At 63.0% G+C, this 14,801-nt stretch carries 15 protein-coding genes and 1 tRNA gene; 9 read left to right on the forward strand and 7 right to left on the reverse strand.

What is annotated here, in order from left to right:
• Positions 1–5: 5 nt before the first annotated feature.
• Complete coding sequence (locus NKK51_RS20775; protein ID WP_023811068.1) at positions 6–1,547, forward strand: SpoVR family protein; 1,542 nt, start codon at positions 6–8, stop codon at positions 1,545–1,547.
• A gap of 24 nt (positions 1,548–1,571) precedes the next feature.
• On the opposite strand, the gene NKK51_RS20780 is transcribed toward NKK51_RS20775, so the two are convergent.
• From NKK51_RS20780 to NKK51_RS20790, 3 genes are read right to left on the reverse strand one after another with little or no spacing between them, the layout of a single operon-like run.
• A complete protein-coding gene (locus NKK51_RS20780; RefSeq protein WP_127295956.1) occupies positions 1,572–2,465 on the reverse strand; it encodes an HlyC/CorC family transporter in 894 nt (297 codons plus the stop codon).
• The gene (aroB, locus tag NKK51_RS20785; RefSeq protein WP_352554449.1) at positions 2,462–3,595 is read right to left on the reverse strand and encodes a 3-dehydroquinate synthase; all 1,134 of its coding nucleotides are present in this window, start codon (positions 3,593–3,595) and stop codon (positions 2,462–2,464) included. Before aroB ends, NKK51_RS20780 begins: the two co-directional genes overlap by 4 nt.
• Complete coding sequence (locus NKK51_RS20790) at positions 3,592–4,203, reverse strand: shikimate kinase (protein ID WP_352554450.1); 612 nt, start codon at positions 4,201–4,203, stop codon at positions 3,592–3,594. Before NKK51_RS20790 ends, aroB begins: the two co-directional genes overlap by 4 nt.
• 210 nt (positions 4,204–4,413) lie before the next feature.
• On the opposite strand from NKK51_RS20790, the gene NKK51_RS20795 reads away from it, so the two are divergent.
• The 5 genes from NKK51_RS20795 to NKK51_RS20815 all read left to right on the forward strand — a co-directional run bounded on the left by NKK51_RS20795 (position 4,414) and on the right by NKK51_RS20815 (position 8,311).
• Positions 4,414–4,566, forward strand: a complete 153-nt coding sequence (locus tag NKK51_RS20795; RefSeq protein ID WP_013529356.1) for a hypothetical protein — start codon at positions 4,414–4,416, stop codon at positions 4,564–4,566.
• 16 nt (positions 4,567–4,582) lie between these two features.
• Complete coding sequence (locus NKK51_RS20800) at positions 4,583–5,500, forward strand: site-specific tyrosine recombinase XerD (RefSeq protein ID WP_128304685.1); 918 nt, start codon at positions 4,583–4,585, stop codon at positions 5,498–5,500.
• A gap of 99 nt (positions 5,501–5,599) precedes the next feature.
• A complete protein-coding gene (locus tag NKK51_RS20805) occupies positions 5,600–6,550 on the forward strand; it encodes an acetyl-CoA carboxylase carboxyltransferase subunit alpha (protein WP_027038080.1) in 951 nt (316 codons plus the stop codon).
• A gap of 217 nt (positions 6,551–6,767) precedes the next feature.
• A complete protein-coding gene (locus NKK51_RS20810) occupies positions 6,768–8,066 on the forward strand; it encodes a L,D-transpeptidase family protein (RefSeq protein ID WP_352554451.1) in 1,299 nt (432 codons plus the stop codon).
• An 8-nt stretch (positions 8,067–8,074) separates the two neighbouring features.
• Positions 8,075–8,311 carry a sulfurtransferase TusA family protein gene (locus NKK51_RS20815; RefSeq protein WP_352554452.1) on the forward strand — a complete coding sequence of 79 codons (237 nt, stop codon included), beginning with the start codon at positions 8,075–8,077 and terminating at the stop codon, positions 8,309–8,311.
• A gap of 9 nt (positions 8,312–8,320) precedes the next feature.
• Here the strand turns inward: NKK51_RS20815 and NKK51_RS20820 are convergent, their stop codons facing one another.
• Together NKK51_RS20820 and NKK51_RS20825 are read right to left on the reverse strand one after the other, a co-directional pair.
• Entirely contained in the window at positions 8,321–9,430 is a 1,110-nt protein-coding gene (locus tag NKK51_RS20820) for a CobW family GTP-binding protein (protein WP_352554453.1), read from the reverse strand.
• Positions 9,431–9,433: 3 nt separating this feature from the next.
• Entirely contained in the window at positions 9,434–10,597 is a 1,164-nt protein-coding gene (locus tag NKK51_RS20825) for a D-alanyl-D-alanine carboxypeptidase family protein (RefSeq protein WP_352554454.1), read from the reverse strand.
• 212 nt (positions 10,598–10,809) lie between these two features.
• Here NKK51_RS20825 and NKK51_RS20830 point away from each other — a divergent pair, with 212 nt between their 5' ends.
• From NKK51_RS20830 to NKK51_RS20840, 3 genes are all read left to right on the forward strand, one after another.
• Positions 10,810–11,973 (forward strand): M20 aminoacylase family protein, encoded by a 1,164-nt coding sequence (locus tag NKK51_RS20830; RefSeq protein WP_352441763.1) that lies wholly within the window; start codon positions 10,810–10,812, stop codon positions 11,971–11,973.
• Positions 11,974–12,056: 83 nt separating this feature from the next.
• Positions 12,057–12,133, forward strand: a tRNA-Arg gene (locus tag NKK51_RS20835).
• Between the two features lie 108 nt (positions 12,134–12,241).
• The gene (locus tag NKK51_RS20840) at positions 12,242–12,802 is read left to right on the forward strand and encodes a cytochrome b (RefSeq protein ID WP_352554455.1); all 561 of its coding nucleotides are present in this window, start codon (positions 12,242–12,244) and stop codon (positions 12,800–12,802) included.
• A gap of 208 nt (positions 12,803–13,010) precedes the next feature.
• On the opposite strand, the gene NKK51_RS20845 is transcribed toward NKK51_RS20840, so the two are convergent.
• A complete protein-coding gene (locus NKK51_RS20845; RefSeq protein WP_127261043.1) occupies positions 13,011–13,364 on the reverse strand; it encodes a cupin domain-containing protein in 354 nt (117 codons plus the stop codon).
• A 389-nt stretch (positions 13,365–13,753) separates the two neighbouring features.
• Positions 13,754–14,647 carry a sugar phosphate isomerase/epimerase family protein gene (locus NKK51_RS20850; protein WP_023811055.1) on the reverse strand — a complete coding sequence of 298 codons (894 nt, stop codon included), beginning with the start codon at positions 14,645–14,647 and terminating at the stop codon, positions 13,754–13,756.
• Between the last annotated feature and the right edge of the window lie 154 nt (positions 14,648–14,801).

The raw sequence follows: 14,801 nt of genomic DNA on the forward strand, positions 1-14,801 counted from the left end.
TCCCGATGGCCAGACAAGCGAGCAAATCCAGTCTGCTTTTCTCAGGGTCAGACTGGGATTTCAAAACATTGTCGCGGGCCTATGACGCGATCGAGGCACTTGCGGTCGAAGAGCTTCATCTGGACACCTATCCCGTTCAGATGGAGATCATCTCGTCGCAACAAATGCTCGACGCCTATTCGTCCATCGGCATGCCATTGATGTACCGTCACTGGTCTTTCGGCAAACATTTCCTCCACCAGGATCTGCTCTATCGCAAAGGCGGGCGAGGGCTTGCCTATGAACTGGTCATCAATTCCAATCCCTGCATCGTCTATCTGATGGAGGAAAACACCATGGCCCTGCAGGCCTTGGTGACGGCCCATGCAGCGCTCGGGCACAATCATTTCTTCAAGAACAATCAGCTGTTCAAACAGTGGACGGATGCGGGTGCGATCCTCGGCTACCTGGACTTCGCCAAGGGCTACATAGTCCGTTGCGAGGAGCGGCACGGCCTCGCCGCCGTCGAGGCTGTTCTCGATTCCGCTCACGCGCTGATGGATCAGGGCGTGTTTCGCTATCACCGGCCGCCGAGGCTGTCGTCGGAACGGCAACGCGAAGGAATTCGCGAGCGTCTCGAATACGAGGAGCGCTCCTACAACGACTTGTGGCGTACGCTGCCGCCTTCCCAGCAAGCGACCAACGAAAAGGGCCAGGACCCGGAGCGGAAGAAATCGCTAAACCTTCCTGAGGAAAACCTGCTCTATTTCCTGGAAAAGAACAGCCCGGTCCTGGAGCCCTGGCAGCGTGAGATCATCAGGATCGTCCGCGTCATCGCGCAATATTTTTACCCGCAACGGCAAACACAGGTGATGAACGAGGGCTGTGCCACTTTCGTGCACTATACGCTGATGAACATGCTGTTCGACCGCGGCCAGATCAGCGAAGGCGCCATGCTCGAAATCCTGCGCAATCATTCCAACGTGGTCTTTCAGCCGGCCTTCGACGATCCGCGCTTTTCAGGCATCAACCCCTATGCTCTCGGCCTCGACATGATGCAGGACATTCAGCGCATCTCGACCAAACCCACGGCCGAGGACCGCGATTGGTTTCCCGACATCGCCGGCCAGGGCAACTGGCGCGAGGTCCTGCTTGACGCATGGGCCGATCATCGCGACGAATCGTTTATCCGCCAGTACCTCAGTCCGGCCATGATCCGGAAATGGCGGTTTTTTGTGCTCGGCGACGCTGCCGACCAACCGCATTGTCAGGTCACCTCGATCCACGACGAGCGCGGCTACCGCAAGATACGCGACGCGCTCGCCAACAGTTACGATCTCGGCGCGAACCGGCCGGACATTCAGGTGGTGGATGTCGATCTGCTCGGCGACCGCCATTTGCGGCTGCAGCACAAGGTCAATGACGGCATCCTTCTCGAGGATGCCAGCCGCGACGCCACGCTTCGTCACATTCGCAGGCTTTGGGGCTATGAAGTCAGCCTGGCCGCCATAGATGCCGAGACCGGCGCGACGATCCACGAACGCTCGACCAGCCAGATCGCCGGATGACGTGCCCCGGCCTCCCTGCGCGTATCAGGTGTCGCCGGCTGGCCTGATCCTCAGCCTTGCGATCCGGTTCTTGTCGCGTTTCATGACGACGAAGCGCTTGCCGTGGAACGTAAAAGCCTGCTTCTCCTCGGGGATCGATTGCGTCTCGTGGATGACGAGGCCGGCAATGGTGGTGGCCTCCTCATCCGGCAGGTTCCAGTCGAGAGCCCGGTTGAGGTCACGGATGGGCACCGTGCCGTCGACGACGACGGAGCCGTCGGCCTCCTGCTTGACGCCCTGTATGTCGACATCATGCTCGTCGGCGATCTCGCCGACGATCTCCTCGATAATGTCCTCCAGCGTCACCAGCCCTTCGACCTCGCCATATTCGTCGACCACGACGGCGAAATGCGCCTTGCGGCGCAGGAAGGCGTTGAGCTGTTCCTGCAAGGTCGTGGTGTCGGGCACGAACCAGGGTTTCGAGGCGATCTTCATCACGTCGATCCGGGAGAAATCGTTGCCGACTTCGTTCAAGGCGCGCAGCAGATCCTTTGCATGCAGCACGCCGACGATGTTGTCGAGCGAGCCTTTCCACAGCGGCATGCGGGTGTGCGGGCTTTGCAAAATCTCGCGCACCACCGCTTCCGGCGCATTGTCCGCATTGACCGAGCGCATGTTGGTGCGGTGGACCATGACGTCGGAGACTTCCAGCTCGGCGAGATCGAACAGCCCGCCGACGCGGTCGCGATCCTCGCGCACCACCTGGCCGTCGCGGCGGAAATCGTCGACCGCGCCGCGCAATTCGTCCTGGCTGGAACGCTGCGGCTCGATGCGCGACAGCTCGTATCCGAACATGGCTAGCAGGCGCGTGCGCACGGCAACGAGCAGCGCGATGAGGATGGCAAGGACGGCGACGACGATCCAGCCGGGCTCGTTCATCTCCGGTCGCTTTCCTTTGGGTGATTCTCCCTGAGGAACGACAGCACTTCCGATGCCGGAACATCTTTGGCAATGAAAGCCTGGCCAATGCCGCGCGTCAGGATGAAGGTCAGCGCGCCGCGTGACACCTTCTTGTCCTGGGTGATGAAGGCAAGCAGAGCCTCGGCGTCAGGCAATTCGCCCGGGATGTCGGCTATCCGCCAAGGCAGGCCGACGGCGCGCAGATGCGACTCGACGCGCGCGGCATCGTCGGGGCTGGCCAGATTGAGCCGTGACGAGAACCGGTAGGCCAGCGCCATGCCGATTGCGACGCCTTCGCCATGGACGAGGCGGCTTCCGTCATATTGGGTGGCGGCTTCCAGCGCGTGGCCGAATGTGTGGCCGAGATTGAGCAACGCGCGGTCGCCGGTCTCGAACTCGTCGCGCGCAACCACATCGGCCTTGGCGCGGCAGGCTTCGGCAATAGCCTGCGCCCTCTCCGGCCCGCCGGCAAACACCTTTGCCCAGTTCTCTTCCAGCCAGGCGAAAAATTCCGGCCGGTCGATGAGCCCGTATTTGGCGAGTTCGGCATAGCCGGCGCGGAATTCGCGGATCGGCAGCGTGTCGAGCACTCCGGTATCGGCCAACACCAGTTTCGGCTGATGGAAGACGCCGACAAGGTTCTTGCCGCGTGGGCTGTTGATGCCGGTCTTCCCGCCGACCGAGGAATCGACCTGCGCCAGCAGCGAGGTCGGGATCTGCACGAAATTCATCCCGCGCCGCACGATGCCGGCGGCAAAGCCGGCAAGGTCGCCAATAACGCCGCCGCCGAAGGCGATGACGATGTCGCCGCGCTCCAGTTTCGCAGCCAGCACACCGTCGACCACCTCTTCGAGATGAGCAAAACTCTTGGTCTTCTCGCCGGGCGGCAACGTGATCACGGCGGTCTGGATGCCACCTGTTTCGAGGCTGGCCTGAAGGGCAGCGAGATGCGCTGCCGCGACATTGGCGTCGGTGACGACCGCGGCGCGCATGCCCGGCAGCCGGCGCGCAATCTCCGCGCCCGCGCGGGCCAACAACCCCGAGCCGATCAGAATGTCATAGGTCCGATCGCCAAGGCCTACTTCGACGACAACGGGTGCGATGCTCACGATTCCACCTCGCCCGCCGCCGTCGTCTCATCGATGCCGAAATGCCGGCACAGCGCGTCCACCACCTCGGTCGCGATGACTTCTTTGCGGTCGTCGCGGGTCGGCACGGTGACGTCCGATGTCGCGTAGATCGGATAGCGCTCGCCCATCAGTCGCTCCAGCACGGCGCGCGGGTCGGCGCTTTTCAGGAGCGGCCGGTTCTGCTTCTTGGAGACGCGGTCCATCAGAAGGTCGAGCTCGGCCTTCAGCCATACCGACACGCCGTGCGCTGCAATCGCCTCGCGCGTCTGCGCGTTCATGAAGGCGCCGCCGCCGGTCGACAGCACCTGCGGGCCGTTTTCCAGCACGCGCAGGATGACGCGTTGCTCCAGCGCCCGGAATTCGGTCTCGCCATAGCGCTCGAAAAGTTCCGGAACGGTCATGCGCGAGACGCTTTCGATCTCCTGGTCGCTGTCGATGAAGGGCAGCGCCAGCATCGTTGCCACCTTGCGGCCAATCGCCGTCTTGCCGGCGCCCATCAGTCCGACGAAGACGACGGAACGGCTGCCCAGCCGGCCAAGCAACGCGGCGTGGGTCTCGTCTGGAGGATTTGCTGGCAGCGCGTTCATTGGATTGTTCGAAGGCCCTCTTTGCCGGCGTATCGACATGAAAAGCCCGTTTGCGTCAAGCGTGGCAAGTGCCTTGAACCCGATATGGACCGGCAGGGTCTGCATCAGAAGTTGCTAACAGGCCCCAGCTTCTTCCTTGAATTGGCCGGATTGGCGTCCCATAAGGGGACAGGGTTTGGAAACGCAGAACAAGAAGACGGGCGAAAATTGATGCCGACACTGTTTCGCTTTGTCGTGGTAACAGCGATTCTGGCTGGCATTGCCTATGGTACGATGTTCGCCCTGGTGATGTTCGTCGAGCCAAAGAAGGGGGAAATGAGCGTGCGCATCCCTCCGGAAAAGCTGAACCCCAAGAAAAGCTGAACCCGAAGAAAATTGAATGAACAGCGCCGCCCGCATCGAAGCCTTTCTGGAAATGATGAGCGCCGAGCGGGGCGCGGCCGAAAACACGCTTTCCTCCTACCGCCGCGACCTCGAGGACGCTTCTGGCGCGATCGATGGCGGGCTGGCCACTGCCGCCGCCGCCGATATCCGCGCCTATCTCGACGACATTGCCGCCCGCGGCTTTGCAGCCACCTCGCAGGCGCGCAAACTGTCGGCGATCCGCCAGTTCTTCAAATTCCTCTACGCCGAAGGCCTGCGCGGCGATGACCCGACCGGCACGCTGGACAGTCCGAAAAAGGGCCGCCCGCTGCCCAAGACGATGAGCGAGGCCGACACCGGCCGGCTGATCGACCGTGCGGCGCTTGAGGCCGGCGGTGTCTCGTCGGGCGATGGGGACAGTCTGGCGTCACTGCGCCTGCATGCGCTGGTCGAGGTGCTTTACGCCACCGGCCTGCGCGTTTCGGAGCTGGTCGGCCTGCCGGTGACGGTGGCGCAGCGCGACGACCGTTTCTTCATGGTGCGCGGCAAGGGCGACAAGGAGCGCATGGTGCCGCTCTCCGCCAAGGCGCGCACGGCGATGAAGACCTGGCTTGCCGCCCGCGCCAGGGTGCCCGCCTTTGCCGACAGTCCGTTCCTGTTTCCGGCCGCCTCCGACAGCGGCTATCTCTCGCGCCAGGTCTTCGCGCGTGACCTGAAGGGGCTGGCGGCAAGGGCCGGCATCGCCTCGGCGAAGATCTCGCCGCATGTACTGCGTCATGCTTTCGCCAGCCATCTCCTGCAGAACGGCGCCGATCTCAGGGTCGTGCAGCAATTGCTTGGCCATGCCGACATATCGACGACACAGATTTACACCCATGTGCTGGAAGAGCGGCTGGTGCGGCTGGTCAACGATCATCATCCGCTTGCCGACTAGGCCTCATATCGCTATGTGAGGACGACATTTCACCGCCCGGAGCCTTGGATTCAAGGGTTCCGTCAGCCATTGCCTTCCGACGTATCGGTCCGCTCACGCATGTACAACTACCTCGATTTCGAAAAGCCGGTGCAGGACCTCGAGGGCAAGATCCTCGAGCTGAAGAAGCTTGCCGAGAACGGCGAGGCGGTCGATGTCGGCGACGAGATCAGCCGTCTCGAGAAGCGCTCCCGCGACGCGCTGCGCGACGCCTACAAGGCGCTGACGCCGTGGCAGAAGGTGCAGGTGGCTCGCCATCCCGACAGGCCGCATTGCGTCGACTATATCAAGGGCCTGTTCACCGATTTCACGCCGCTGGCCGGCGACCGCAATTTCGGTGAGGACCAGGCGATCGTCGGCGGTTTCGCCCGTTTCCGCGGCGAACCCATTGCCATCATCGGCCAGGAAAAAGGTTCCGACACAGCCAGCCGCCTGAAGCACAATTTCGGATCGGTTCGCCCGGAGGGCTACCGCAAGGCGGTACGGCTGATGGAACTGGCCGACCGCTTCAAGATCCCGCTGCTGACGCTGGTCGACACGGCCGGCGCCTATCCCGGTGTCAATGCCGAGGAGCGCGGCCAGGCGGAGGCTATCGCCCGTTCAACCTCGACCTGTCTCGGCCTGAAAGTACCGTCGATCTCGGTGGTCATCGGCGAAGGTGGTTCGGGCGGCGCCATCGCCATCGCCACCGCCAACCGCGTCTACATGCTCGAACACGCCATCTATTCGGTGATTTCGCCGGAAGGTGCCGCCTCGATCCTGTGGCGCGACACGACGCGATCGAAGGACGCGGCGACCAACATGAAGATCACCGCGCAGGATCTTTTCGAACTGAAGATCATCGACGCCATCATCCCCGAGCCGCTCGGCGGTGCGCATCGCGGCGCCGAAACCGTGATCGCCGCGACCGGAGACCTCATCGCCAGGACGATGAAGGACTTTGCCGGCGCCAACACCGATTTCCGCGAGCAGCGCCGCGAAAAATACCTGGCCATGGGCCGCAGTCTCTGACCACAGACAGCCTTGGCCGCCATAATGTGGCGGGGCGGAGCATTTTTGCCACAAAAATGCCGCTGCATTCGGCTCAATGAGACTGCCGCAGGGGGATGCGTCGGCACTTGCGGTAAGGAATTTATTAGGGTTAACGGGCTTAGGGTCCGTCGATGCGCAGTGTAGCAGCCGGGGCAGGAAACGTCCTGGCGCCAGAGAAAAGACGATATCCGCAGCCATGTTTGTCAAGCTTGCCCGCACCGGAATCCTGATCGCTGCCCTCGGCATTGCCGGCTGCAACAATTCGTCGATGAAGGATTTTGCCCCGGAGGCCAACAAGCCGCTGCCCGACAAGATCCTCGCCGACATGAGAGCCAAGGGCATGGTCCGCACCTCGTCGGTGATGGCCCGCATCTTCAAGGAAGAGGGCAAGCTCGAGATCTGGAAGGCCAAGACCAACGGCCGCTATGACATGGTCGCCAGCTACGACATCTGCAAATGGTCGGGCAAGCTCGGGCCTAAATACACCGAAGGCGACCGCCAGGCGCCGGAAGGCTTCTACACGGTGCGCCCGGCGCAGATGAATCCGCGCTCGAACTACCATCTGTCCTTCAACATCGGCTATCCCAACGCCTATGACCGCGCCAATGGCCGCACCGGCTCCAATTTGATGGTGCACGGCGCCTGTTCGTCGTCGGGCTGCTATTCGATGACCGATGCGCAGATCGAGCAGATCTATGCCTTCGGCCGCGATGCTTTCCAGGGCGGCCAGACCGAGTTCCAGATCCAGGCGTTTCCGTTCCGCATGACCGCCGCCAACATGGCCCGCTACCGCAACGACCCGAATTACGACTTCTGGAAGATGCTCAAGGTCGGCTACGACAATTTCGAGATCACCAAGGTGCCGCCAAAGGTCGATGTCTGCGAGAAGCGTTATGTCTTCAACCAGCTTGCCGCCGACGGTCAGACATTCGATCCGACCGGCGCCTGCCCGGCGACGACGCAGCCTGATTCGCTGAAGAGCGCCTACAACTCCTACATGAGCACCTACGACGCTGCGTTCAGCGGCGCGGTCAAGGCCAGCGTGCCGGCGCCCAAGCCGACCATTGCCGGTATCAAGGAAGCCAGCATCGTCTCCGACTGGTCCAAGCGCCGGGCGCGCGGCGAGCGCGTGCCGATCGATCCGCCGTCGCTCAACAATGACGGCTCGGTCACCGAGACGGCGCGCATGGGCCGCATCGATTCGCCCGCCGGCCGCAAGATGGCTGCCCTCGACGCCGAAAAAGCCGCCAAGCAGAAGGCCGAGGAGCAGAGGCTGGCTGCCGTAGAGGCGGCCAAGCAAGCCAAGGAAGCCGCCAAGGCCCAGGCTCTGGCTGAAAAGGAGGCCGAAAAGGCCGCCAAGGAGGCCCCTGTCGCCACCGCGACCATCGCCGCCCCTTCGGAAGCGGCGCCAATGGCTGAAACGCAGGCGGCGAGTGCCGACGAGAGCCGCGTGACGAAGCTGAAGAACAAGCTGCTCGGCATGTTCGGCGGTTGATTTCGCCCGTGGATGATCGCGCCGCTATTTATGACCTCAAGGGGCTGAACTGCCCCTTGCCCGTGCTCAAGGCCAAGAAGCGCCTGGCCGGCATGCAACCGGGCGGCCGGCTCTGGCTGGAGACCACCGACCCGCTCGCCGTCATCGACATTCCGGCCTTCTGCTCCGAGAGCGGCCACCAGTTGATTGAAACGGCGGCGATCTCCGGCGGTCATCGCTTCCTGGTCGAGCGCGGCGCGCCGTAATCATGGGGGCTACCGCCCGGCAATCGCCAGCGGGTTGTTTTCCAGCGCCGCGCGGTCGGGCGTGTCGATCGACGGCCGGTTGGTGAAGGCGGCGAACAGCCTGCGGATATAGTCTTCCGGCATATCGAGCGTGATCAGCACCAGCCGCGTGCCGCGCTGGCCATCGGGCCAGGACGGCAGTTGCACCGGGGGATGCAGGATCTTCTGTACGCCATGGATCACCAGCGGCCGCGACGGGTCTTCCCTGAGCTCGATAATTCCCTTCATGCGCAGCAGATGCTCGCCATGCGTCGACCGCAGCAGGTCGAGGAACATCTCGATCGCTGAAAACGGCACCGGGCCGTCATGCACCAGCGAATAGGAGCGCACGCGCTGATCGTGACGATGGTCGTGGTCATGGCCATGCTCGTGATCCTGGCCATCATGATGATGATGATCGTGCGCGGCTTCCTCGCCAAGCCAGCGCCGCACATCGGCGGATTTGGTTGCAGGGTTGTAGAGGCCGCAGTCAAACAGCGCCGCCACGCCTGTCTCCGTGTCGCCGGCATCGAGCAGTTCGGCGCCCGGATTGATCTGCCGCAGGCGCGTCCGAAGCATTTCCAACTCATTGGGATCGGCGACCAGATCGGCTTTGCTGAGCACGATGCGATCGGCGACGGCAGCCTGCTTCACCGCCTCGACATGGGCGTCGAGCGTGGCGTTGCCGTTGACGGCATCGACCAAAGTGATGACGCCGTCGAGCCGGAAGGCCTGGATCAGTGCCGGATGCGCCATGATCGACTGCAGCACCGGCGCCGGGTCGGCAAGGCCGGTGGTCTCGACGATGACGCGGGCAAGACGGGCGATGCGGCCGGTCTGCAGCCGGTCGACCAGGTCGGCCAGCGTATCGACCAGTTCACCGCGCACCGTGCAGCACAGGCAGCCGTCCGACAGCTGGATGATGCCGTCGGAAGACTGCTCGACCAGCAAATGGTCGATCGCCACCTCGCCGAACTCGTTGATGATCACCGCCGTGTCGGCCAGCGCCGGATCCTTGAGCAGCCGGTTGAGCAGCGTCGTCTTGCCGGCGCCGAGGAAGCCGGTCAGCACCGAGACGGGGATCGGGAAGCCGCTACCCATTGGCTAGTTCGCAACCTTGACCGGCTGGTCGCCCTGCGCGGCGGAGCCGGCAATCTTCGGGCCGGTGCCGGTCGGTGCCGGCCTGTCGGGCCGCCAGCTCGGGATCGGCACATCGGCATATTCCTGGGCGCCCTGGTCGAGGATGGCCTTCGGCGCCGGACCGGTGGCGCCGCCAAGGCCGACGGCAACCAGCGTCGGCACATGGTCGAGCTTTTCCTGATATGGCGATTTCGGCACGTTCTTGGCGACGACCGGCGGTGCCTCGGACTGTTCCGCAGGCGCCTTCTTCTTGCAGACCTCGTCCTTCATGTCGTTGGGCGAGACGGTGTCGCCATAGGGCGCCAGCGTGGTGACGGTGGCCGAACCGGCGGCCGGCGTGTCAAAACCCTGGTCGAGCAATCTCGCGGCGGTCTCGGCGCGGGTGACCGCCGATTTCTCGCCAAGCACAACCGCGACCAGCGTGCGCCCATTGCGCGTCGCCGAACCGATCATGTTGAAGCCCGAAGGGCAGACAAAGCCGGTCTTCATGCCATCGGCGCCGGGATAGCGGCCGATCAGCAGATTGTAGTTGGGAATAGCCTTCTTGCCGACGGCAAGGCCCTCGATCGAGAACCACGGCGCGTATTGCGGAAATTCGCGGCGGATCGCCATCACCAGCACGGCGAGGTCGCGCGCCGTCGTGTACTGGTCAGGCGAAAAAAGCCCATTCGGATTGACGAAATGCGTGCCGTTCATGCCGAGCCGGGTCGCCTCGGCGTTCATCCGGTCGGCAAAGGCCGCCTGCGAACCGCCGACATTTTCGCCCACCGCCATGGCGATGTCGTTGGCCGATTTGACCAGCATCATCTTCAGCGCGTTGTCGAGCCGCATCACCGAGCCCGGCTTGAAGCCCATCTTGCTTGGCGGCTCCCCGGCGGAATGCTTAGTCACCTTGATCGGCGAATCAAGCTGCACCTCGCCGGCGGCGATCGCCCGAAAGGTGACATAAGCGGTCATCAGCTTGCTCAGCGACGCCGGATACCAGCGCTTGAACGCGTCCTGATGCTGCAGGATCTTGCCGCTGCCGAGATCGAACACGACCACCGGATTGGCCAGCGCCGGCCCGGCCAGGACCGACAGCGCGATTGTGCCAGCCGAGAATAGTTTGAGGAAATGCCTGTACCGCATGATCAAATCCGAAATCGCCTCTTGCCGTAGTCGCCCCTGGCTCCGTAAGATTTCGTTACGCGATCGCCAGCATATGGTCCGACCCTCAAAAACCGGACCCATTGTTGCGGTGCTATTTACTCTATGTGACGCCAAGATGGCAAAGTGCCTGGCGATCATAATTGCAAGGCAGCGGCCAACACCCGCCGTCCCAACAGCGAGATGGAACCATCATGCCAATCCTGAACCGTGCCGCCGAAATGCAGGACGAAGTTGCCGGCTGGCGCCAGCATCTGCACCAGACGCCAGAACTGAACTTCGACGTCTTCAAGACCGCCGCCTTCGTCACCGAGAAGCTGAAGGCCTTCGGTTGCGACGATGTGGTCACCGGCCTCGGCAAGACCGGCGTGGTCGGCATCATCCGCGGCCGCCAGGGCGAAGGCCCCACAATCGGCCTGCGCGCCGACATGGACGCGCTGCCGCTCAACGAGATATCAGGCAAGCCCTACGCCTCGACCATCCCCGGCAAGATGCACGCCTGCGGCCATGACGGCCACACGGCGATGCTGCTGGGCGCGGCCAAATACCTCGCCGAGACGCGCAACTTCACCGGTTCCGTGGCGGTGATCTTCCAGCCGGCCGAAGAGGGCGGCGGCGGCGGCAACGAGATGGTCAAGGACGGCATGATGGAGCGTTTCGACATCTCCAGGGTGTTCGGCATGCACAACATGCCGGGTCTGCCTGTCGGGCAGTTCGCCATTCGCCCGGGTCCGATCATGGCGGCGACCGCCGAGTTTACCATTACCGTTAGGGGAAAGGGCGGCCACGCGGCGATGCCGCACGGCACGATCGACCCGATCGTCATCACCAGCCAACTGGTCGGCGCCTTGCAGACGATCGCCTCGCGCAGCACCGACCCGGTCGAGGCCGTGGTGGTGTCGGTGACGAAGTTCCACGCCGGTGACGCCTACAACATCATCCCCGAAACCGCTGAAATCGCCGGCACCGTGCGCACCTTGCGCAAGGAGATCGCCAAGAAGTCCGAAGAGCGCATCCGCAGCATCTGCGACGGGCTGGCGACCGCGTTCGGGGCAAAGATCGAGGTCGACTACCAGGCAAATTACCCCGTGACCTTCAACCACGCGGAAGAGACGGTGTTTGCCGGTGATGTCGCGATGAGTGTCGCCGGCGACGCCCATGTCCACCGCGGCATCCAGCCCGTGATGGGCGGCGAGGATTTCTCCTACATGCTCGAAGCCCGCCCCGGCGCCTTCATCTTCATCGGCAATGGCGACACCGCCGGTCTCCACAACCCGGCCTACGACTTCAACGACGAGGTCATCCCGCACGGCATGAGCTACTGGGTGAAACTGGCGGAAACCGCGCTGGCCGCCTGACGGCGGCAGCGCAAAGTCGGCCGAATTGCCTTCGGCCGGCCTCTTGGCGAAACGATCCGAAGCGGCTATGTGTCTGGCCGCGTGGTCCCGTAGCTCAGTAGGATAGAGCGGCAGATTCCTAATCTGTAGGTCACAGGTTCGATTCCTGTCGGGATCACCACGCTTTTCAAAGACTTGGTGAGCCGCCATACTTCTTCGCGAAATTGGCCCGCTGGAGCGGATGAAACCATCACGCCCTCTTGCATTTGACAACAGTCGAGCTTCGGATGTGAAGGAGAACCCTCGCCTGCGCTGGCATTTCGGCATTCGTCTGTTGCATTGGCTGACCGTGATCGCGCTCGCGGCGCAAATCGCCATTGCCTTCGGGCCGATGGACGGGCCGGGTATGGCGACGATGAACTGGCTTCCGCTTCACATGTCGATCGGCGTGACGATCCTTGCCATCATCGTCCTCAGACTTTGCTGGCGCATCTTTACCCGCGCCCCTGTCAGGCAAGCCTCACGGCCCATGCGGTTTGCGACGGCTTTCTTCCATATGTTTCTCTACGTTGCGATTCTCGCCGTCCTGATAACGGGATGGCTGGGCTACCGGCCAATGCCTTTCATGCCTCCCGCGCGGCTTTTCGGAAACTTGCCTGTGCCGTTGGCGCCGTCCGTCAGCGCGCTTTCGGCAAGGGGATTCGCACTCATCCATGCAAAGCTGGTCTGGGTATTGCTTGGACTTGCCGGTGTTCACATCCTGGCTGCCCTGATGCATTTCGTGCTGCTGCGCGATGGCGTCATGCGAAGCATGTTCTTCAGCCGGTCGAACACCGCATCGCGGGAATAGAAAATGCCGCTTGCGGATGAGGACGGCTGCTCATGCCATCGCCACAAACCTCCCGCCACGATAACCGCATAGCGCGCGGCCTACGCGACAAGAGCAACGAACACGCCAAGGTTCAGGCGTGCCGCGCCTGCTCCGGGATGCGGCAGTGATACGGTCCTGCCGTGACAGCAACCGCACCGTTTTCCGCACGCGGGGTCGCCGATCCGCCTCAGCCAATCCTGACGACAAAATGCTTCGTCACCGGCTCGATGATCTTCCAGGTTCCCTTGAAATCGGCTTCCACCACGAAGGCATCGCCGGGGCCGACCTCGACCGGCGTGCCGCCGTCCGGCGTAATGATGATGCGGCCGGCGATCATGTGCACGAACTCATAGTCGGTATAGGTGGCGTGATAGGTGCCGGGCGTCGCGCGCCAGGTGCCCGACAACACCTTGCCGTCCTCGGTCGTGTGCTGGACGGCGGTTTGCATGGTCGGCTTGCCCTCGACGACGATCCAACCAGCCAGATCGCCGGCGTCCGCGTGTTCGACGGTGCCGAATTTGAGGATTGTCTCGCGTGTCATGTGCTGGGCTCCGTTTGGTGGATTGCGTGGCGTTGTTTGCTTGGCCGGTCAGATAACCGATGCACCTGCCGCGAGCAATGCCGGCGCCAACGGCGCAGGGCAATGAACTCGGGTTACGGGTTCTCTGGAGTCTTTCGCCGGCACGTTGGCTGACAGTGCATCAAACAAAAACCCGCCTGTGCGGCGGGTCACTGGCGCAAATCAGCACCATAGGCAAATATGTACCATAGCTGAGGTCACCCAGTCAAGAAAAAATTCCTATCGCAAGAAGCTACCGGCACAAAAGCTGCCAACACCGCCAAACTGGCTGCCGCCAGGCCTTTTGTTAATCTGAGTTCGAAACCCAGCCCTGCGGCGCACGCGGCGTCCTTCGGCTCTCGATGGGCGGGTCAGGGTTTGTGCCGCGCCGAGACGAGTTCCGCCTTGCGCCTTGCCGTCTCCATTCCCAGACCGATGAAAGCACGCGCGTGCTTGGCCAGCGCCATGTTGTCCGTCCAGAGATTGCGCCAGATCGCGGTCTTCTTCGACAGGTTCTCATCGACGATTTCCGAAGAGAAGGATTCGAAGCTGAGGTCGTCGCTGTAGCCGATGGCCGTCAGCGCATCGAAGATCGCGGCGAAATCGATATTGCCGGTGCCGAGGAAACCGCGATGGCTCTCGCCGATATGGACATAGCCGATCTTATCGGCGGCATGACGGATGGCCAGCCCGACATCGGCCTCCTCGATGTTCATGTGGAAGGTGTCGAGATGCAGGAAGATGTTGTCCGAGCCGGTGTCCTCGATGAAGGCCAGCCCTTGCGCGGCGGTGTTGAGCAGATTGCTTTCGAAGCGGTTGACGATCTCGAGGTTGAGCGTGACGCCGGCCGCCTTGGCTGTCTCGGCAACCTTGGCCAGCGTGCCGGCACTGCGCTGCCATTGATCGCGCGTCGGCGCCTCGACCTGCAATCCGTGGCTGGTGGAGAGAATGCCGGCGACCTTCCGGCCGCCGAGATCGCGCGTCAGCGCGATGGTGTCGTTGAGGATTTCGACGCCGCGCGCGGCAATCGCCTTGTCGGCGCTCGAAATGTCGCCATCAACAGGCAATCCGATGCTGATCGCCACGCCGAGGCCAAGATCGGCGATGCGCCTGGCAAGCCCGCCGATGTCGACATTGGCGGGGTCGAGATAGGAGAATTCGATGAGGTCGAAGCCGGCCTCCCTGGTGTTGGTCAGCGTGCGCTCGAGATCTGCCTGAGCCGAGCTCGCCGACCAGACGAAAGAATGGATTCCAATACGCGACATCATCGTCTCCGGTGCTGACAAGAGGTGGGGGGGGGGGGGGCCCCCCGCCCCGGGGGGGGGGGGGGGGGGCCGAGGGTAGCGCCCGGGGAGGGGGGCAAAGGGGTAGTTTTTTGGAGCGGGCGGGGGGATGTTAAAAAAACGGACGGGCGGCCGC

It is taken from the genome of Mesorhizobium sp. M0011, assembly GCF_040324155.1.
In the GTDB taxonomy this organism is placed as follows: Bacteria; Pseudomonadota; Alphaproteobacteria; order Rhizobiales; family Rhizobiaceae; genus Mesorhizobium.